The 17,073-nt window shown below is 72.0% G+C and carries 14 protein-coding genes and 3 pseudogenes; 11 read left to right on the forward strand and 6 right to left on the reverse strand.

Annotated elements, in window-relative coordinates:
• Window positions 1-215: 215 nt before the first annotated feature.
• Both IE287_RS35610 and IE287_RS35615 read left to right on the forward strand, forming a co-directional pair.
• On the forward strand, window positions 216-1,271 hold the full coding sequence (locus IE287_RS35610; RefSeq protein WP_189853554.1) for a YihY/virulence factor BrkB family protein: 1,056 nt from the start codon (window positions 216-218) through the stop codon (window positions 1,269-1,271).
• 7 nt (window positions 1,272-1,278) lie between these two features.
• The gene (locus IE287_RS35615) at window positions 1,279-1,875 is read left to right on the forward strand and encodes a phosphatase PAP2 family protein (protein ID WP_308436915.1); all 597 of its coding nucleotides are present in this window, start codon (window positions 1,279-1,281) and stop codon (window positions 1,873-1,875) included.
• Between the two features lie 384 nt (window positions 1,876-2,259).
• Here the strand turns inward: IE287_RS35615 and IE287_RS35620 are convergent, their stop codons facing one another.
• Window positions 2,260-3,372, reverse strand: a complete 1,113-nt coding sequence (locus IE287_RS35620) for a DUF1152 domain-containing protein (protein WP_189853555.1) — start codon at window positions 3,370-3,372, stop codon at window positions 2,260-2,262.
• 265 nt (window positions 3,373-3,637) lie between these two features.
• Here IE287_RS35620 and IE287_RS35625 point away from each other — a divergent pair, with 265 nt between their 5' ends.
• Together IE287_RS35625 and IE287_RS39570 are read left to right on the forward strand one after the other, a co-directional pair.
• The gene (locus tag IE287_RS35625; RefSeq protein ID WP_189853556.1) at window positions 3,638-5,038 is read left to right on the forward strand and encodes an STM4012 family radical SAM protein; all 1,401 of its coding nucleotides are present in this window, start codon (window positions 3,638-3,640) and stop codon (window positions 5,036-5,038) included.
• Between the two features lie 38 nt (window positions 5,039-5,076).
• A pseudogene (locus IE287_RS39570) lies at window positions 5,077-5,244 on the forward strand (transposase); the annotation flags it as partial.
• Window positions 5,245-5,637: 393 nt separating this feature from the next.
• On the opposite strand, the gene IE287_RS35635 reads toward IE287_RS39570, so the two are convergent.
• The 3 genes and pseudogenes from IE287_RS35635 to IE287_RS35645 form a co-directional block, all read right to left on the reverse strand.
• Window positions 5,638-7,221 carry an MDR family MFS transporter gene (locus IE287_RS35635; protein WP_189853580.1) on the reverse strand — a complete coding sequence of 528 codons (1,584 nt, stop codon included), beginning with the start codon at window positions 7,219-7,221 and terminating at the stop codon, window positions 5,638-5,640.
• A gap of 259 nt (window positions 7,222-7,480) precedes the next feature.
• The gene (locus tag IE287_RS35640; protein ID WP_373307973.1) at window positions 7,481-8,191 is read right to left on the reverse strand and encodes a TetR/AcrR family transcriptional regulator; all 711 of its coding nucleotides are present in this window, start codon (window positions 8,189-8,191) and stop codon (window positions 7,481-7,483) included.
• 778 nt (window positions 8,192-8,969) lie between these two features.
• Window positions 8,970-9,092 (reverse strand): annotated as a pseudogene (locus IE287_RS35645) (IS5/IS1182 family transposase); the annotation flags it as partial.
• Window positions 9,093-9,253: 161 nt separating this feature from the next.
• On the opposite strand from IE287_RS35645, the gene IE287_RS35650 reads away from it, so the two are divergent.
• Window positions 9,254-9,838 carry a S1 RNA-binding domain-containing protein gene (locus IE287_RS35650; RefSeq protein ID WP_189853558.1) on the forward strand — a complete coding sequence of 195 codons (585 nt, stop codon included), beginning with the start codon at window positions 9,254-9,256 and terminating at the stop codon, window positions 9,836-9,838.
• Between the two features lie 24 nt (window positions 9,839-9,862).
• A pseudogene (locus IE287_RS35655) lies at window positions 9,863-10,374 on the forward strand (IS5 family transposase); the annotation flags it as partial.
• Window positions 10,375-10,508: 134 nt separating this feature from the next.
• Here IE287_RS35655 and IE287_RS35660 read toward each other — a convergent pair.
• Window positions 10,509-12,347 (reverse strand): SMI1/KNR4 family protein, encoded by a 1,839-nt coding sequence (locus IE287_RS35660; protein WP_189853559.1) that lies wholly within the window; start codon window positions 12,345-12,347, stop codon window positions 10,509-10,511.
• A gap of 319 nt (window positions 12,348-12,666) precedes the next feature.
• Entirely contained in the window at window positions 12,667-13,101 is a 435-nt protein-coding gene (locus tag IE287_RS35665) for a hypothetical protein (protein ID WP_189853560.1), read from the reverse strand.
• Between the two features lie 314 nt (window positions 13,102-13,415).
• On the opposite strand from IE287_RS35665, the gene IE287_RS35670 reads away from it, so the two are divergent.
• The 5 genes from IE287_RS35670 (at window position 13,416) to IE287_RS35690 (ending at window position 17,064) form a co-directional block, all read left to right on the forward strand.
• The gene (locus IE287_RS35670; protein ID WP_189853561.1) at window positions 13,416-14,039 is read left to right on the forward strand and encodes a flavodoxin family protein; all 624 of its coding nucleotides are present in this window, start codon (window positions 13,416-13,418) and stop codon (window positions 14,037-14,039) included.
• A 37-nt stretch (window positions 14,040-14,076) separates the two neighbouring features.
• Window positions 14,077-14,970 carry an SDR family oxidoreductase gene (locus IE287_RS35675; protein WP_189853562.1) on the forward strand — a complete coding sequence of 298 codons (894 nt, stop codon included), beginning with the start codon at window positions 14,077-14,079 and terminating at the stop codon, window positions 14,968-14,970.
• A 296-nt stretch (window positions 14,971-15,266) separates the two neighbouring features.
• Entirely contained in the window at window positions 15,267-15,773 is a 507-nt protein-coding gene (locus IE287_RS35680) for a hypothetical protein (RefSeq protein WP_189853563.1), read from the forward strand.
• A complete protein-coding gene (locus IE287_RS35685) occupies window positions 15,770-16,114 on the forward strand; it encodes a transcriptional regulator (RefSeq protein ID WP_189853564.1) in 345 nt (114 codons plus the stop codon). The genes IE287_RS35680 and IE287_RS35685 overlap by 4 nt, the downstream gene beginning before the upstream one ends.
• Window positions 16,111-17,064, forward strand: coding sequence for an ABC transporter ATP-binding protein (locus tag IE287_RS35690; RefSeq protein ID WP_189853565.1), 954 nt, complete (start codon window positions 16,111-16,113; stop codon window positions 17,062-17,064). Before IE287_RS35685 ends, IE287_RS35690 begins: the two co-directional genes overlap by 4 nt.
• Window positions 17,065-17,073: the final 9 nt, after the last annotated feature.

Below are 17,073 nucleotides of genomic sequence, written 5' to 3' on the forward strand. Positions count from 1 at the left end.
GCCCGCGGGCCCCGGCGATGCCAGCCGGCGCCGGTCCGGAAGCCTCGGCCCGTGAGCGGCACCGCTCGCACGCCGGGGAGCGGTTGGATTCCCGGCGTGATCCGCGCGGACGGACCGGCGTCCACATCGCCCGGCCCGGTCTCCAGGAGACCCGCTCGGGGCGCCCGGCCGCGCGGCGGGTGCATGGGCCGGGCGTGAGCGGAAAGCCGCCGTGCATGACAGAAGCACCGAAATCAGAGCACGGCAAGGACATCGGGCCTCCCGCGGAGGGGCCCCTCGCGGACGGGTCCGGCAGCGCGGGTCCCGACGAGCGGGTCGAGGACCGGGCCCCGGACCAGCCCCTGCAGATGCCGAAGCGGTCGTGGAGAGCGGTGCTGCGCGGCACGCTGAAGGAGTTCAAGGACGACGAGCTGGCCGACCGGGCCGCCGCCCTGACCTACTACGGGGTGCTGGCGCTCTTCCCGGCCCTCCTGGTGCTGGTGTCGCTGTTGGGCATCGCCGGCGAGTCCGCGACCAGGCAGGTCCTGGACAACCTCCAGAAGCTGACACCCGGCTCCGTGCGCGACGTGATCAGCAACGCGGTCCAGCAGCTCCAGGGCAACAGCGGGGTCGGCTCCCTCATGGCCCTCGTCGGCCTGGTGGTCGCCGTCTGGTCCGCCTCGGCCTACGTGGCAGCGTTCATCCGTACCTCGAACGCCGTCTACGACGTGCCGGAGGGCCGCCCCGTGTGGAAGGTGCTGCCCCTGCGCCTGGCCCTGACCGTCACCCTGATGGTCCTCGCCGTGGTCAGCGCCCTGATCGTGGTGTTCACCGGCAGGCTGGCCCGTGAGGCGGGCACCGCCCTGGGAATCGGTGACACCGCGCTGACGGTGTGGTCGATCGCGAAGTGGCCGGTCCTCGTCGTGCTCGTGACGCTCATGATCGCGATCCTCTACTGGGCTGCCCCGAACGCCAAGGGCCGCGGATTCAGGTGGATCACCCCGGGGAGTTTCCTGGCACTGGTCATCTGGATGATCGCCTCGGCCGGTTTCGCGTTCTACGTGGCGAATTTCGGCTCGTACAACAAGACGTACGGCGCCCTCGCCGGCGTCATCATCTTCCTGGTCTGGCTGTGGATCACGAATCTGGCGATCCTCCTGGGCCTGGAATTCGACGCCGAGATGGTCCGCCAGCGCGCCATCGCCGGCGGGCACCCCGAGGACGAGGAGCCCTACGTCGAGCCCCGGGACACCCGGAAGTGGAGCGATGAGGACCGCCGACGCATGGGATGAGCCCCGCGTGGCGCGGGCGGGCGGGCAACGGCTCGCGGAACTCCTGGAGCCCCTGCGCAGGGGCGATCGCCGGCTGGCCAGACGGATGACCGGATGGGACTCGGCCTGGGCCCGCCGGCTGCTGCCGCCGGTGGAGCGAGCGGCCGAGCACACGAAGGTGTGGTGGGCGGCGGCCCTGACGATGGCGGCGGGCGGGGGCCGGCGGGGCCGGAAGGCCGCTGCCGCAGGGGTCACGGCCATGGCGGTGGCGGAGCTGCTGTCCAACGGCGTCGCCAAACAGCTCGTCCAGCGGCGCCGCCCGCCCGCGGAGTGGATCCCCCACGGAGACGATGAGGACCGGCCCGACAGCTCCTCCTTCCCTTCCGGCCACACCGCCGCCGCCGTCGCCTTCACCGCGGCCACCGCGCCTTCCTGGCCGTGGGCCGGCGCCGTGTGCGCCGTGCCGATGGCCCTGGTGGCGATCGAGCGGGTCCACAGTGGCGCGCACTACCCCTCCGACGTCGCCGCCGGCGCTGCCGTCGGCCTCACCGCGGCCGCCCTGGTCCGGGCGGTGCCTCCCCCTCGGCGCCTCCCACCGGGCATGGCCTCTCGCTGCCGCGGATGATCAGGGGGCTACGGCCCGTCCGGCGGCGGGACTGCGTCGCGTCGCCGTCCGCGCCGGGCGCGATCCGGCGCCGGGCGTCCACCCCGACGGTGAGCGGGACGGCGGGCGCCGGCTCGCGCTCGGAACGGACAGGACGATGTGGGGGGCGCAGACCGGACGGGAAGAGCACGGACAGCGCGCTGTCGGACGGCTCCGCCCGGAAGGCGAGGCCGTCCGGCGTCTGCCGGTGCGAGGTCGCCTTTCCGGCCGTCAGCGCCTCCCCGGAGGGTGCCGCCGACCGGGGACTCGCGCGGTCAGGGGGCGTCCCGGTGGGCCCCGACGCCTCCTCGGCGACTTCGGGGGGCTCCGTACGCGCTTCACCGGCGGCGGCAGGGCGAAAGCCCCTCATGCCGCTCTCGCGGGCTCCGTCGCCAGCCGCCACAAGGGCGGCACCCGGCGTGCCTGCTCCGTCGCGCGCAGGGTGGCAAGGAGGGCGTGTGCCTCCGCGGCGGTGAGGGCGAGGTCCTCGACGATGCGGCGGGTGGTGACATAGGCGAGCCCGTCGTCGAGCATCGCGCGTTCCCAAGCGGTGTACCGCGCGAGGACGGCGTGGGCGTCCCGGGGCGTGCGCGGCGCGGACGGGGTGGGGGCGTGCGCGGCGCGGCGACGCTCCCGCTCGATCTCCGAGAAGCCGCACACCGCCCGGGAGACGGCCTCGGCCTCGTCCAGACCCGTGCAGCCCGCGAGCCTCCTCGCGAGCGGACTGAGCGCGAGGACCTGCCGGAGCGACAGCCGGTGGACGTTGCGGGCCGACTCGTCCAGCAGCACGGGGCGGGGCGCGTCCCGGGTGCCGCAGACCCCGCGTATGCCACGGGCGGCCGCGACGAGCAGAGCGCCGGCCTCGGAAGGGTGCCAGTCGAAAATGCCCGACACCCTTCGCGTCCGGCCGGCGTCGAGGGCGAACGCCGGCGCCCCCAGCCGGGGCAGAAGGTCGGGCAGGGGCACCTCGTTGTCCAGGCCGGGCCCCGCGACGTACACGGTGGTGGGGATGCCGGTGGCCGCGCAGGCGGCGACCGCGAGTGCGTCACCCAGCGGGCTGCGGAGCGTCGGTTCGTCGCCGCGGGCCACGATGTCGCCCCCCACGTCCACGAGCTCGATCCGGTCCGTCCCGCACCAGCGGGCCGCCGCTGCGATCTGGCGCGCCAGACCGGCGACACCGTCGTACGGGTCCAGCAGGCCCAACTGAGGACCGAGTTCCCCGGAGAGCCGCGGCAGGAGCGAGCCGGCCGGGGCGATCGGCGCCGTCGTGGGCGTGACCAGGGCGAGTTCCGGCCCGACCCGCACCGTGCCCGTGAAATCGGTGACGCGACGGGGGCCCGGCACGGGATCGACCACCAGGCGCTCCCACGCGTAGGTCAGGACCAGCGCGGGGGCGTCCGGGCCGTGCAGCGCGGTATGGACCAGGGACGCCGTGATCGGGTCACCGCCGCCGCCGGCCGCGATGAGGAGTCTCTTCATGGCAGACAGCGATACCGCAGCCGCCCGCGTGCCCGCGACCCCTCCCGTCGACGGGAACCCTCACGAACCGGGACGGAATCCATCCCTCCGTGAAAAGTGCATATGAACCTCTATCTGGAGGAGTCAGTTCTATGCGCATTGCACTACAGATATTGGCGCACCGCGACCCTAAGGTGACGCGTTGTCACGTTCTGTGTGCGGTCGGCCCGGCCCCGGTCCCGGACCCGTCGCACCCCACCCAGCCGAACGGAAGTCGACCCACGTCATGACCCAGCCCGTCCTGTTACCCACGCCCGCCCTTCCCCGCGTCGCCCCCACCCGCCCGGAGCCGGAGACGCCGTACGAGCAGTACGTCTACGCCTACCCGCACCAGAAGGCGTACCGCCTCCTGGAGAACGGCCCCCTGCTCAGCCGACTGTGGGCCGCGGAAAGGCTCGACGCCCTCTCGCTCTACGTGCACATCCCCTTCTGCGAGATGCGCTGCGGCTTCTGCAACCTCTTCACCCGTACCGGCGCCCCCGAAGAGGTCACCCGTGACTTCCTCGGCACCCTGGAACGCCAGGCGCGTGTCACCCGCGAGGCATTGGAGGCGAAGGGGGAGCCGATCCGCTTCCGCCTCGCCGCGTTCGGCGGCGGCACCCCCACGTATCTCACGGCGGACGAGCTGACCCGCCTGTGCGACATCAGCGAGCACATCATGGGCGCCGACCTCGAGGCCGCCTCCTGGTCGGTGGAGACCTCGCCCGCCACGGCGACCGAGGACCGGATCGCCGTACTCGCCGAGCGCGGAGCGACCAGGCTGAGCATCGGCGTGCAGAGCTTCATCGACGAGGAGGCCCGCGCCGCCGTCCGCCCGCAGAAGCGCGAAGAGGTCGAAGCGGCACTCGCCCGCCTCAAGGAGGCCGACTTCCCCATCCTCAACATCGACCTCATCTACGGCATCGACGGCCAGACGGAGCGCACCTTCAAGGTCTCCCTGGACGCGGCCCTCGCGTGGGAGCCGGAGGAGATCTACCTCTACCCGCTGTACGTCCGCCCGCTCACCGGTCTGAGCTCCCGTCACGCAAAGACCCTCCAGGAGTGGAACGACCAGCGCCTGCGGCTGTACCGCTACGGCCGCGACCACCTGCTGTCCGCGGGCTACGAGCAGACCTCGATGCGCGTCTTCCGGCGCGTCGGCACCGCCGCGGTCGAGGACACCGGCGGCAGCGGCATCAGCGAGTACAACCAGCAGGCCGGCATGGTCGGCCTCGGCGTCGGCGCCCGCTCGTTCACGACCGGCCTGCACTACACCACCGACTACGCGGTCGCCGTGCCGGAGGTGCGGCGCATCATCGACGACTACATCGCCACCCCGACGGAACGGTTCCGTCGAGCCCAGTGGGCGTTCGTCATGGACGCGGGGGAGCGGCGCCGGATGTACACGCTCCAGCACCTCCTCGAATCCACGGGCCTGCGCACCGCCGACTACGAGCAGCGGTTCGCCACGCGCTTCGAGGACGACTTCGGCCCCCAGCTCGACGCCCTGCTGGAGCGGAACTGGCTCCGGGAGAAGGGCGGAGTCCTCACCCTCACCCCGGAAGGCATGGCCTGGGCCGACGCCGTGGGACCGCTGTTCTTCTCCGACCGGGTACGCACGAACATGAGCGCCTACCAGGACCGCTAGGGCGTTCCTCTCGGATCGTCTGATCCGTTGGTCGATGTGTGTCGTTGACCGGTGCCCCGTGGGCGAGGATCGCGCCGTGGCTGCCGCATCGCACCCCGGAACGGGGTGGCCGGTGGCGCGATCACCGCCAGGTGATCGACGCGATCGCGTTCGAGTACCGCACGGGCACGCCGTCGATGGACCCGCTCGAGCACTTCGGCTCGTGGAAAGGCGCCCACGACCGGTTGCGGAAGCGGGCCGTCGACGGCACCTGGAAGAAGGTCTTCACCGCCCGCTCGCCCGGGCAGACGCCGAAGGCGGCCTCGACCGGCTCGTCTCGGTCGGCTCCACGGTCGTCCGGGCTCATCAGCACGCGGCCGGGGCCCGTCACAAGGGGCCCCGGCCGACGAGTCGGACGAACCCCTCTCCGCCTGCGCGGGATCCGGACCGTGATCATGCAGCCCTCCGACCGGCCCGCGAACCGCAAACGGCGCGGCCGGCTCGGTCCGGAGGCACGGCGACCGGCATCAACGACATCGCCCGTGGCCTCACCGTCTGGATGGCCGCCCGAGACTTCCCCGGACGGCCGAACAGGCGGATCAGCGCGGTTTCAGCACGGCCTAGGCCGGAACGTCGGCTGCCGTGCGGGACGGGCCGCCGGTGCCGTTCCCGTCGGCGTCGCCGGCCTCCTCGGCGAGGCGCTGCATGCCGCTGGTGGTCTTCAGCGGCTTCTCCTTGACGAAGAGGACGCAGAGCAGCGCGAGTGCGGCGAAGGGGGTCGCGATGAGGAAGAGTTCGCCGGTGGCGACGCCGTAGGCGTGCTCGACGATCTCGCGGATCGGTGCCGGGAGGGCCGCCATGTCCGGCATCGCGCTGCCGTGCCCGGCCGCGCTCTCACCGGCGGGTGCGCCGGCGTCCGCGAGCCCCTTGCCCATCTCCGTGGCGACGCGGTTGGCCAGGACGGCGCCGAGCACGCTGGTGCCGATGGTGCCTCCGAGGCTGCGGAAGAAGGACAGGACGGAGGTGGCGGCGCCGAGTTCGGTGGCCGGCACGTCGTTCTGCGCGGCCAGGACCAGATTCTGCATCAGCATGCCGACACCGATGCCCATGACGGCCATGTAGATGCTGGTCAGGCCGAAGTGGGTCTCGGAGTCGATCGTGGAGAGGAGCCCGAGGCCGGCCGTCATCGTGACGCCGCCGGCCACCAGGTAAACCTTCCAGCGGCCGGTCCTGCTGATGATCTGTCCGGCGACCGTGGAGGAGACCAGGAGGCCGAGGATCATCGGCAGGCTCATCAGGCCCGCGATCGTCGGGGACTTCCCGAGCGAGATCTGGAAGTACTGCGAGAGGAAGACGGTGCCGCCGAACATGGCCAGGCCGACGAAGAGGCTGGCGACGGTGGTGAGCGAGACGGTGCGGTTGCGGAAGATGCCGAGCGGGATGACGGGCTCCGGAACCCGGGACTCGACGAAGACCGCCGCGAGGAGCAGCACCAGTCCGCCGCCGGTCAGGGCGGCGGTCTGCCAGGAGGCCCAGTCGAAGCTGTTGCCGGCCAGTGACACCCAGATGAGGAGCGCGCTGACGCCGGCGACGATCAGGAAGGCGCCCAGGTAGTCGATCTTCGCCTCGCGGCGCAGGTCGGGCAGCTTCAGGGTCCGCTGGAGCAGCACGATGGCGAGGAGGGCGAAGGGGACGCCGATGAAGAAGCACCAGCGCCATCCCAGCCAGGAGGTGTCCACGAGGACGCCGCCGATGAGCGGTCCGGCGACGGTGCCGACGGCGAAGACGGCCCCGAAGATGCCGGCGTACTTGCCGAGCCTGCGCGGCGGGATGATCGCCGCCATCACGACCTGCGCGAGTGCGGTCAGGCCGCCGGCGCCGATGCCCTGGGCGACACGGCTGAAGATGAGCAGTCCGACTTCCTGGGAGAAGCCGGCCAGGAGCGAGCCGACCACGAACAGGCCCAGGGAGATCTGGAGGAGGAGCTTCTGGTTGTAGAGGTCGGCGAGCTTGCCCCACAGCGGCACCGTGGCCGTCATGGCGAGCAGTTCGGCGGTGACGACCCAGGTGTAGGCGGACTGGGTGGCCTGGAGGTCCGCCATGATCCGGGGCAGCGCGTTGGCGACCACCGTGCCGGCGAGGATGGAGACGAACATGCCCGCCATCAGGCCGGACATGGCCTGGAGTATCTGCCGGTCCGACATCGCGGTGGCCGGGGACGACTCGGCCGGCGCCGTGGCTGGTGATTTCACAGCTTCTCTTCTCAGTGTTTCGTGGAACGCGGGGGTTCGTGGGGTTCATGGGAGGCACGGGCCGGAGGGGCGCCTGCCGGAGTCGGCGCAGGCCCGCGCAGGGGCGGATCGGGCGGCGGCGTGTCGGGCAGGGGGCGGGCCGTGCCGCAGGCCCTGCGGGAGCGGGCCGCTCCGGCTTCGCTCCGAAGCCGGAGCCGGAGCCGCTGTCCCGTCAGGCGCCGTCGGCAGGTACGGGGTACTGCTGCGGGAGCGTAAGGCCCGTGGTGAGGTGCTCGAACGTCTCCCGGAAGACGTCGGCGAAGGCGGTTTCCCCCTGCCGGACGGACCAGTGCTCGACCGCGACGCGCACGGCCGTCCCGCCGACGGCGGCCAAGAGGCGCGGATACAGCCCCAGGGCGCGCCGCCGTTCCTCTTCCTCCGGTGACGCGAAGTCCGGGCGCTCCTCGGTGAAGAGCGGCGAGCCGGCCCCCATGCGCTCCGCGAGGGTCTCGGCGAGGCCGAGTTCGTCGGCCATGTGGGCGCCGATCCTGCGGGCGAGCAGCTGGGGCGCCTTGCGGAGTACTTCGGCGTGCAGGCACCACAGCTCCTGCTGCTGCTCCACCTCCTCCAGCTCCGCCGCCAGGGCGTCGCGGAGCGCTTCCAGCGGTGAGAGTTCGGGCGGGGCGGCGAGGACGGCCCGGCGCACCCGGTGGCCGGCGTCGGCGCCGACCATGACGAAGACCTCGTCACGGGAGTCGAAGTAGTTGAAGAACGTACGCGTGGAGACCCCCGCCGCCGCGCTGATGGCGTCCACGGTGACGTTCTCGACACCGCGCTCCACCGCCAGCCGTACGGCCGCCTCGACGAGCGCGGCCCGCGTGGCCCGCTTCTTGCGCTCCCTGAGCCCGCTCTCGGCAGGCGTCCCCTCCAGCATGGAGTGCATGGTACGCAAAAATGCAGAGCCTGCAAAAATGCATTCCCCTGCACGGACCACCGGGCCGCCCGACCGGCCACGCGACGAGCCACCCGCCCTCCGCGAGCGCACCCCCGGCATCCCGTACCACCGAGCCGCCGGAACCGGTGGCCGCGGCGCCCACCCCGCAGCCGCGCCCCGCCGGGACCGACATCCCTTCGGTCGAAGTGACGGACCTGCACGTCGTCCCCTACGAAGGCAGGACCGACGACCTGGTGCGCGTCACCGCAGGAGACACCACGTACACGTACCGGATCACCGAGGCCCGTACGACCGCCAGACGTCTCCCGCGCGCCCCTGACTTGCCAGAGGTGCAGTGCGACCCGCTGGAGAGGACGGTGAGGGGTACCGGACCGATCCGGGTCACCGCGGGCGCACCCCCCTTCCGCCGGCGGTGATGTCGCCTCACGACCGGGCCTCGACCTCGTGCACACCACCTACGGTCCACGTGGGGACTACCCCCCAGGGCGGCGGCGCGGCCGGCGAAGCCTGAGCGAACCGCAGCGCGCACTCGCCGACCTGCCGACCGTGCGCGCCGACCTGCTACGAGCCGAGGCCGGCCGGAACGGCGAGCACCGGAGTGTTCCGCGACGACCTCACTCGCCCCGCCCTCCAACTCACCCTCGCAGCCACCCGCCGGCACCTGACCCCGTCTGCGCCCCTGGACGCGTCGGGGGATCTCGGGGCGCGTCTGTGGCTGCTCCCCGCTCGCGCGGGAAGGGACCCCTGTACCCGACGGCCTCATCGGGCAGGTGCGGTATTTCCACGCGATGGCCTCCCGGGTTCGGCGGCGGTCGGCCCATCGCCGACCGCGGACCGGATCGGCCGGTATCAGCGGCTCGATCCGGTCCCCCGCCGCATCAGTGACCACTCACCGGACAGGCGTGTCCGATCGGCTGACCGACCGCTCAAAGAGACACGTTCCAGCTAGGACTCGTCCGGCCGATCAGGGTTCCGGTTGCTGTGGCCCGGCGGGGCTTCGGGCTGTCGAGCTCATGGTCGGCCCGCGGTGTCGTGTGCCAGGGTGGCGGCATGGATTGGCAGTCGGAGAGCCCGGAACTCTGGGCGTTCTTGGAGACCTTGCACCGCGGCGACATCTTGTCCGGCACCGTTGTGGCGATCGAGCGGTTCGGGGTCTTCGTGGCCCTGGACGACGGGCCTGCCCACCCGCTCTTCCCCGGTGTCGGGTTCATCGCCATCCCCGAACTGTCCTGGCGGCACATCTACGCTCCCACCGATGTCGTTCACGTAGGCCAGAGGGTCTCGTGCGAGTTCCTCCAGTTCGACACCTACAACCTGGAGGCCAGACTCTCCTTGAGGGCACTGGAGCCCGACCCCCTGCGGGCTTTCGCCGACCGCACGCCGGTGGGCCAGGAACTCCGTGGGACGGTGGAGAAGGTGCTTCCCTTCGGCGTCATCGTCGACCTCGGAGACGGGATCGCCGGGCTGATCCCCTTCAGGGAAGCCCCCGGTCGGCCCGCGGTGAGTCCGGTGGAAGACTTCGAGGTCGGCGAGAAGGTCACCGTCGTCGTCACGGAAATCGACCTGCCGACCCGCCGGGTTCGCCTCTCCAGGCCGAGGAACGCCCAGCGCGAGGGTGTCGTGCCGGTCACGTGACGGCCAGCGTGCTCCAGCCGTTGAATGGAGCGTGGGCGGGGTGATCTGAGTGATGCCGAGTGGGAACGGCTGCGGCCCTTCCCACCGAGCAGCAACGGGCGTTGTGGCCGCTGGCGGGATCACCGGCAGGTGATCGACGGGATCCTGCACCGGGTGCGGACCGGAGTGCAGTGGTGTGACCTGCCCGAACGGTTCGGTCCATGGAAGACCGTCTACGAACGCCACCGCCTGTGGTCGGCCGACGGCACCTGGGAACGTCTCCTCCAGCAGGTCCAGGCGGCGGCCGACGCCGCAGGCGAGATCGACTGGGACATCTCGGTCGACTCCACCATCGTCCGCGCGCATCAGCACGCGGCCGGCGCTCGCACCGACCCACCGCCGGCGCCCGGCTCAAAGGGGGCCGAGGAGCCGGAACATCAGGACGAAGCGCCGTGGCGGAGTCTGCACGCCCGCCTGGTGGAGGTGGTGCTGGAGGCGAGGGCCTGGGCCGCTCGCGCAGTGGGTTCACCAGCAAGCTGCACCTGAGCGCGGACGGCCGCCCGGCTTCGATGAGGACCGCTACGAGAAGCGCAACACCGTCTAACGGGCGATCAACCGCCTGAAACAGTCCCGAGCGGTCGCCACTCGCTACGACAAGCGCGGTTACGTCTTCCTCGGCACCGCCACCGCGTCAACCGTCGCGATCTGGCTCCGCACACGATCGGCCGGACAAGTCCCAGTCGGCCAGGTCCGCCGCCAGCTCGTCGCGCCAGTGCAGGGACATGCGCAGGCTCAGGACCGTCTCCGCCGCAGCGGGCAGGGGGAGCAGCAGGAACCGGCGCAGGGCCCCGGCCGCCGCGTTCCGTCCGTGCCACGCCGCGAGGTCGGCCGCGGTGACGGGCGCCAGATCCGGCTGGTGGCGGGCCTCGTCGAGCAGTCCACGGACGGCCCGGGCCTCCGCCTGGATGGTCCTCATCCGCAGATCGAGGGCCCCGTCGGCCGTCAGGTCCACCGGCTCGCCCCGGCCGACCTGTTCCAGCGCCCGGGCGATCTCCGGGTAGCCGTCGATGTCGCTCTCCGACGCCAGCCGGGCGAGCTGCGCCGCCATCGCGGAGTGCAACCGCTCCGGCGGGGTCCGCTCCACGAGGGCACCGAGGTCGACGTCGCGTACGACGGTGACCGGGTGCCGCGCCTCGGGGACCTCGTCGAGGACCGGCAGCAGCAGTGCGCTGGCCAGTGGCGCCGCTGTGTCGTCCGCCGGGTCCCAGCTGATGCCGTGCTCCGCCGTCAGGCCTGCCAGCAGCCGGGTGTAGGCGGCCGTCGAGCCGGGCCAGGGATCGACGCCGATCCGCTGCCACTGCTGTCCGCCGCGTCCGAGCACGGGCTGCCCGTCGGGTCCGGTCACGTAGTCCTCGCGCGGCGATTCGACCCGGTGGCCTGCCTCCGGCCGCTCCGCGCCGTCCTCCACGACGGTCACGCGCACCTCGCATCCCTGCTTCGCCAGCCGCACCACCCGGGTTCCGCGGGACAGCCGTCCCAGCACCTCGGGACGGCCGAACTGGGCGTCACCGCCCTCCTGCGTGGCGTACGACCACCCATCGCCGCAGGACCCGGCCCGGACCATCGGGCGGTGCGCGGCCCAGAGCGCGCCGGCGGACAGCCGCGCCTGTTCCCGGCTGCGCGGCCTGGCGGTCGCGGGCACCGAGCCCAGCCGTTCCAGCAACTCCCCGGGGTCGATGCCCGCCACGAACACGACGTCCGGCTGGACGGGCGGTTCGGGCCCGGGTTCGAAGAATCCGCCACTCCCGAAGGCGATGACGGCGTGTGCCCCGTCGGGCCGCGGGACGGGCGGGGCCGGCTCCGCCGCGGGGAGCTGTGGCTCGGGGGTCCCGGCGGCGAGGTCCAGGGCGGAGGTCGGGTCGGCGACGACCGTCCCGCCGCCGTCCCAGATCAGCCGGCCCTCGTGGGCCAGGGGTGTCCGCCCGTCGAAGGGCAGGCCGTTCTCCAGGGCCGTGGCGAAGTCGGAGAGGACGTGCCGCAGTCCCGACCAGGGGGTGAAGGACGAGCCCGTCTCGTCGAAGTACCGGCCGATCCGCCCGTGGTGCGGGCCGGGGCGGGTGACCAGGAACAGTCCGTCGGAGGACTGCCAGCCGATGCCCAGGGTGATCAGCAGGCGTTCGTGCGGCCAGTACGCGTATGCGTCGCGCTCCTCCTCGTCGAGCTCGTCCTCCTCCTCGGCGACGTCCTTCCCGACCTCGCGCAGGAACTCGGTGCTTCGGACGATCTCCCCGACTCCGGACGGCGGTCCGTAGTAGTCGAGCCGGAGCGTTCCCTCCTGGAGCTCCACACCGTCGTGCCGCAGCAGCGACTTCCTCAGGTCGGGCGGAAAGGTCACCCCCAGTCGGAGTTCGGCCGCCGTGATGTCCGCCGGGACGGCCGGCGGTCGCAGTAGCCCGTGGGTGACGGGGGCGTGCCGCCCGAGCCAGCTCTCGATGCGGTCCCAGGACTCTTCGACGGTGAACGTGATCATGCCCGGCACCCTAGGGGCGGGCACTGACACCCGGACGGCCGGGGCTGTCCGTCATCCCCTCGGCTCCGCCCATCGCTTGGACCCTGTCCGGTGGGTCATCGGATCGGTCACGGCAGTCGTAAGCCGTGACCTTCGTCGTGGGGCGGGCTCTTTCGGAGGTCTGGGCGGTGTCCGCCGGCAGCCGAGACCGGCCCGGGGCCCCTGCGGTCCGCCGGACGGCTCGGCTCTCCGTCCCCCATGCGCACTCATCCGTCCCCCTCACGTCCGGCCGGCCGCGTCCCCGTGCGGCCCGCACTCCGCCGCCGGTCGTTCTTCGGGATCAGGAGTCCTTGACCTTGGCCAGTGTCAGGGTGATCGGGCCGCCGTCCACGTCCGGCTGCAGGTACACCTTCTTCGAACTCACCGTCCAGAGCTGGATGTCGCTGATCCCGTCGGGTTCGGGTTGCAGGTACACGAAGTTCGAGGGGGTGGGATCCCAGGTGCCGTCGAAGTCGCCGAGGGAAGTGGTGCCCCCATCGATCTCCACGTCTTCCTGGGAGAGGCCGACGGCGGAGAACCGGCCGTCCGCGTCCAAGCGGATCTCCGCACCCGCGTCGTCATCGCGGTACACCCCGGGCAGGTCGCTCGGGTCGACGTGGACCGGGCCCAGACCCCCACACCCCGACACGGCCACGGTCATCAGCGCGATCAGCGCAGCGGCGAAGCCGCTCCTCCCCGTCCCGCGTGCCGCCTTCCTGTCGCCCCGCGTGTCCATACGCTTCTCCCCCCCCCCGGGATCGGGCGGCGGGATCGCCACCCCCACAACCCATTTGAACACGCTCAAAAAATCGGTGCGCAACCGGCCCCCGGTACGGCTCCGTGGAGTCGAGCGGCGCGGCTCCCCCGTCGCCGCATGGCGAAACCCTTTCGTCGACGGTGCCGCAGCGCCGTCCCGAGGAGGGCCGCATCACCCCGCATCCGCACCGGTGCTCGGAGGACGCCCGCCCGAAGCGGCATGCGGACTGCGCCATCGGGGAGGAATCGCGTCCGGTGTGATAGCGGCGTGGGGTGGGCGGGTAGCCGCTCAACATGAGTCCCAGCAATCACACTCCGCTGCGTGCGGTCGCTCTCGTCTGCACGCTGTCCCCGTCGCCGGCTCGGTCGAGTTCGCAGCTGCTGGCCGAGCAGACCATGGCCGCGCTCGCCGAGCACGGCGTGACGGGCAAGGTCATCCGGGTCGTCGACCACCACGTGAAACCCGGCGTGGAGACCGACATGGGCGAAGGGGACGACTGGCCGGAGATCCGCGCCGCCATCCTGGGCTGCGACATCCTCCTCCTGTCCACGCCCATCTGGCTCGGCCATCCCTCCAGCATCGCCCAGCGGGTCCTGGAACGCCTCGACGCCGAACTCGGTGAGAGCGACGACGAGGGCCGCATGCTCACCTACGGCAAAGCCGCCGCGGTGTGCGTGGTCGGCAACGAGGACGGCGCGCACAAGGTCGGCGCCGACCTCTTCCAGGGCCTGAACGACGTCGGCTTCTCCCTCGCGCCGAACGCCGTCACCTACTGGGTCGGCGAGGCCATGCAGGGCACCGACTACCAGGACCTCGACGAGACCCCCGAGAAGACCGCGGCCACCACCAGGACGCTCGCCGCGAACACCGCCCACCTCGCCCGCCGGCTCAAGGCCGCGCCGTACCCGGCGAGCTGACGCGCCCGTCCGCCATCCCCCGACAGGAGGAATCACCATGCCGTCCCCCGACTCTTCCGGCGTCCCCGACCCGCTCACCCGCCACCCGCGGCCGCCGCTTCCCGACCAGGAGCAGGAACACCCCGGGGCGACCGAGGCCATGCATCCGAGGCCCGACCACGGGGAGGACTCCTACCGGGGCCACGACGTGCTCGCGGGCCGGGCGGCACTGGTCACCGGCGGTGACTCCGGGATCGGCCGAGCCGTATGTCTGGCCTTCGCGCGGGAGGGCGCGGACGTCGTCTTCACCCATCTGCCCGAGGAGGCTGACGAGGCGGACGAGACCACGCGCCTGATCCGGGAGGCAGGACGCAAAGCCGTCGCCGTCGCCTGCGACCTCCGCGACGAAGCGCAGTGCGAGGCTCTGGTCGACCAGGCGGTGGGGGAGCTGGGGCGCGTCGACATTCTCGTCAACAACGCCGCCTACCAGATGTCCCAGCCCGACGGGATCGAGGCGATCACCACGGAGCAGTTCGACCGGGTGATGAAGACCAACCTGTACGGAATGTTCTGGCTCACACGCAAGGCCCTGGCGCACATCCCGCGGGGTGGGTCGGTCATCAACACCGCGTCCGTCCAGGGGTATCAGCCCAGCCCCCATCTGCTGGACTACGCGATGACGAAGTCGGCGATCATCTCCTTCACCCACGGGCTGGCGCAGATGGTCGCCGAGCGCGGCATCCGTGTCAACGCCGTCGCCCCCGGCCCGGTGTGGACGCCGCTGATCCCCGCCACGATGCCCGACACCACGCACTTCGGCGAGAAGGCGCCGCTGGGCCGGCCCGCCCAGCCCGCCGAGATGGCTCCCGCCTACGTCTTCCTCGCCTCACCCCAGAACACCTACATCACCGGCGAGATCGTCAACGCCACCGGCGGAACCCCCCTGCCCTGACCCGGAAGCCGCGCACGGCCGGAGGCGGCCACGGCCGGCTGCGGTCTCTCGGCTTCGTGCCCGTGCGCCACCTGCGCGAATACCGCTCCAGGGCAGGGAGATCGCCGTGGTCCCTCACGTCTGTGACGGCACGGCCCCCGAGCCGACGCGGGACCGCACCCACGCGCACACCCTCGCCGTCTCCCACCTCGCTGCCACGGAACCGGGGGACCGCGGCAGACCGCCGACTTGCCCGGTAGGAAAGTATCGAGTTACTTTCCCTGTAGGAAAGCAATCGGGGACGGAGCGTGGTGGGCATGAGCACGTCGGTGGATGCCGAGCAGGCGTGGAGGGATCTCCAGCGCATTCGGGTGCCGCAGGAGCGGGTGTACGACGAGTTCGAGCGCTCCGCGTCCGGCGGACGCGGTACGGCCTACGGCACCGCCGCACTGATGTGGGTGTTCCTCGCGGGTGTAGGCATCGGTCTGCCCCGGTGGGGTGTAGGACTGCTCGCGGCTGGTTATGTCGGCCTGCTGGGCGTGGTGATCGTGACCGGCAGCCGCCGAAGGCGGATGCAACTGCACCACACCCGCTGCCCCGGGCGCATGTGGGCCTCGTTCGGCGCGATGGCGGGGCTGGTCGCGGGCACGATCGTGCTCGCGGACCATTTCACCAAGGCGCTCGAACCGATCTCCGCAGGTCTCGTCCAGGCCACCGCCGGAGCAGCCGTGTACCTGCTCTCCCTGGGCCCCGCCAACCGGTGGGCCGCCGACTCGGTACGGAGCGGCGGTGGCCCGGAGGCCGGCGAGGAGCCGGGCCGATGAGCACTCCCGCCGGCTTCGACGAGCTGATCCACCCTGCCACCCGGCTGTCCGTCGTCGCGCTGCTCGCCGTCACCGAGTGGGCGGACTTCGCGTTCGTCCGCGACAGCCTCTCGCTCAGCGACTCCGCGCTTTCCAAACAGCTCCACACCCTGGAGGGCGCCGGATACCTGGAGATCCGCAAGGAGGGCGGCGGCCGCCATCGACGTACGAAGGTCCGGCTGACGGACCGCGGCCGCACCGCCTTCGAAGGACACGTGGCGGCGCTCCGTGCCATCGTCGACAACGCCGCACCCGCGACCGGGGCGGTACTCCGGCAGACCCCGACGGAGGCGGGCCGATGACGGCGCCCGGCCGCACCGAGGTCCTGCCCGTGATCCGGGTGCGCGATCTGGCCATGGCGTATGGCGACGTCGACGTCCTGCGCGGCGTCGAGCTGGACGTCCACCGCGGTGAGGTCTTCGCGCTGCTCGGACCCAACGGTGCGGGGAAGACCACCACCGTCGAGATCCTGGAAGGCTTCCGCAAGCGCTCCGGCGGGGAGGTGAGCGTCCTCGGGACGGACCCCGAGCGGGCCGGCGAGGCGTGGCGGGCCCGGATCGGCCTGGTCCTGCAGTCCTGGCGCGACCACCGCCGTTGGCGGGTCGTCGAACTGCTGACCCATTTCGCGGACTACTACCCGGATCCGCGCGACCCCGCCGAACTGCTCTCCCTGGTCGGCCTCACCGAGCAGGCCGGCCACCAGGTGGACCGGCTGTCCGGCGGCCAGCGCCGGCGCCTCGACGTCGCGCTCGGCATCATCGGCCGCCCCGAACTCCTCTTCCTCGACGAGCCGACCACCGGATTCGACCCCCAGGCGCGGCACGAGTTCCACGTCCTGGTCGAACGGCTGGCCCGCGACGAAGGCGTCACCGTCCTGCTCACCACCCACGACCTGGCGGAGGCCGAACGACTCGCCGACCGTATCGCGATGCTGGTCGGCGGCCGGATCCGGGCCTGCGGCACGCCTGCGGAGCTGGCGCGGCGGGCCGCCGCCCAGGCCGAGGTCCGCTGGACGTCCGACGACGGCACGCCCCGCCGCGAACGCACCGCGGCCCCCTCGCAGCTGGTCTGGGAACTCCACCGGCACGCGGCCGGCCCGATCGCCGACCTGGAGGTCCGCCGCCCGACCCTGGAGGACACCTACCTGCACATGGTCCACCGGCCGGCCGACGGCGAGGGCGGCGGCGACGGCGCGGAGGGCATGGACACGGACGCGCGCCATGACGTGGGTCAGCAGGTACCGGCCACATGAGGGGGACAC

The sequence above is a fragment of the Streptomyces omiyaensis genome (assembly GCF_014650895.1).
In the GTDB taxonomy this organism is placed as follows: Bacteria; Actinomycetota; Actinomycetes; order Streptomycetales; family Streptomycetaceae; genus Streptomyces; species Streptomyces omiyaensis.

What these genes read in the sequence shown, in the direction of transcription:
- IE287_RS35610 (WP_189853554.1), top strand. Translation starts at nt 216, where the DNA reads ATGACAGAAGCACCGAAATCAGAGCACGGCAAGGACATCGGGCCTCCC.
- IE287_RS35620 (WP_189853555.1), bottom strand. Translation starts at nt 3,372, where the DNA reads ATGAAGAGACTCCTCATCGCGGCCGGCGGCGGCGGTGACCCGATCACG.
- IE287_RS35625 (WP_189853556.1), top strand. Translation starts at nt 3,638, where the DNA reads ATGACCCAGCCCGTCCTGTTACCCACGCCCGCCCTTCCCCGCGTCGCC.
- IE287_RS35635 (WP_189853580.1), bottom strand. Translation starts at nt 7,221, where the DNA reads ATGTCGGACCGGCAGATACTCCAGGCCATGTCCGGCCTGATGGCGGGC.
- IE287_RS35640 (WP_373307973.1), bottom strand. Translation starts at nt 8,191, where the DNA reads ATGCACTCCATGCTGGAGGGGACGCCTGCCGAGAGCGGGCTCAGGGAG.
- IE287_RS35650 (WP_189853558.1), top strand. Translation starts at nt 9,254, where the DNA reads ATGGATTGGCAGTCGGAGAGCCCGGAACTCTGGGCGTTCTTGGAGACC.
- IE287_RS35660 (WP_189853559.1), bottom strand. Translation starts at nt 12,347, where the DNA reads ATGATCACGTTCACCGTCGAAGAGTCCTGGGACCGCATCGAGAGCTGG.
- IE287_RS35665 (WP_189853560.1), bottom strand. Translation starts at nt 13,101, where the DNA reads ATGGACACGCGGGGCGACAGGAAGGCGGCACGCGGGACGGGGAGGAGC.
- IE287_RS35670 (WP_189853561.1), top strand. Translation starts at nt 13,416, where the DNA reads ATGAGTCCCAGCAATCACACTCCGCTGCGTGCGGTCGCTCTCGTCTGC.
- IE287_RS35675 (WP_189853562.1), top strand. Translation starts at nt 14,077, where the DNA reads ATGCCGTCCCCCGACTCTTCCGGCGTCCCCGACCCGCTCACCCGCCAC.
- IE287_RS35680 (WP_189853563.1), top strand. Translation starts at nt 15,267, where the DNA reads ATGAGCACGTCGGTGGATGCCGAGCAGGCGTGGAGGGATCTCCAGCGC.
- IE287_RS35685 (WP_189853564.1), top strand. Translation starts at nt 15,770, where the DNA reads ATGAGCACTCCCGCCGGCTTCGACGAGCTGATCCACCCTGCCACCCGG.
- IE287_RS35690 (WP_189853565.1), top strand. Translation starts at nt 16,111, where the DNA reads ATGACGGCGCCCGGCCGCACCGAGGTCCTGCCCGTGATCCGGGTGCGC.